The organism is Photorhabdus namnaonensis, from assembly GCF_001684335.1.
GTDB lineage: Bacteria > Pseudomonadota > Gammaproteobacteria > Enterobacterales > Enterobacteriaceae > Photorhabdus > Photorhabdus namnaonensis.
In genome coordinates this window covers 14325-15768 of sequence record NZ_LOIC01000085.1, presented here as the reverse complement: position 1 = coordinate 15768, position 1444 = coordinate 14325, and the positions used below count along the sequence as shown (strand labels likewise).

Sequence of the window (1444 nt, the reverse complement as noted above, 5' to 3'; positions counted from 1 at the left end):
AAATAATCACATTGGCCTGTTTTTTGCTTTGCAATATAACCCCTTGTTTTTGCTGCTATCTTAACCACTCCCTCTATTTTAGTTACCCAGCTAATAATCAATCCTAAATATTGATCGCTAAGTTAAATTCGTGGTTAATGCTGCTTCGGCATTGTGGAATAGAAAGTCAATGAAAAGCAGTATTTTAGTATTCACGGTTTTTTGTAGCGTGGTGTCAGGCAGTCAAGCCGCCGATATCGCAGATCAACAACTCATTCATCAACAGGCCCGCCAGCAAGCCCTGGAGGCGCAATTAGCCCCGCCGCCTGCGGAGGTTCACCTGTCGGTACCGGAAACGGGGGCGTCATCCGCCTTGGTGGTGGAAACCCCGTGCTTTCCTATCACTCATATCAGGCTGGCCGGTACCGAAAATTTCCCGCACTGGCTACCGTTCCGGCGTGTCGCCCAACAGGGCGAAAACCATTGCCTTGGTGATAAAGGCATTAACCGGCTGATAACCCAGTTGCAAGATCAGCTCATTAATCACGGCTATGTCACCAGCCGGGTTCTGGCTCCTCCCCAGGATTTGCGTACCCAAACCTTAAAACTGGTGATGATACCGGGCAACATCCGGCATATCCGCTATACCCCGGATAGCGGCCATTACATTCAACGCATCACTCCCTTTCCCGCACGTGAAGGCAAGCTGTTGGATTTACGGGATATCGAGCAGGGATTAGAAAACTTGCAACGTTTCCCCACCGTTCAGGCTGATATGAATATTGTTCCGGCCGCGCAGCCGGGGGGGAGCGATATTGTGCTGGACTGGCGTCAGTCACGGCACTGGCGAGTCGCCACGTATCTGGATGATACCGGATCGAAAAGCACCGGGCGTTATCAGGGCGGATTGACCTTTTTTCTGGATAACCCGCTGGCGTTAAGTGACTTGTTCTACCTCTCCGGGGGACGCGATATTCATTCGTCTGCCGGGAAGGGCAGCCAGAACGACACGCTCTACTACTCCCTGCCCTTCGGCTACTGGATGGCCAGCGTTACAGCCAGTCATTACGATTATACCCAGACGATAGCCGGGCTGAATCAGGCGATCCAATACCGGGGCAAAAGCCAAAATCTGGCGGTCCAGCTTAGCCGGGTGCTGCACCGTAACGCGGACCAAAAGACTCTGCTCAACAGTGAAATTTATCGTCGGACTTCGCGCAATTTTATTGATAAGACCGAAGTCGATGTTCAGCGCCGGGAAACCGCGGGCTGGAAGCTGGGGCTGTCTCATCATCACTTTATCGGCAGCGCGACGCTGGATACCAAAGTGACTTACCAGCAGGGCATGCGCTGGTTTGGCGCGCAACCTGCGCCGGAAGAGTACCGCAATGAGGGGACCGCCTTGCCTAAAATCACCCAGTTCTCGGCGACGCTGGCCGGGCCGTTAACGCTGTTTTCTCAGCCC

The 1444-nt window shown here is 53.3% G+C and carries 1 protein-coding gene; it reads left to right on the top strand.

Annotation, left to right across the window (positions count from 1 at the left end):
* Positions 1-169: 169 nt before the first annotated feature.
* Positions 170-1444, top strand: a 1275-nt coding sequence (locus tag Phpb_RS18870; RefSeq protein ID WP_240492617.1) for a ShlB/FhaC/HecB family hemolysin secretion/activation protein, incomplete at its 3' end; no start/stop codon positions are given.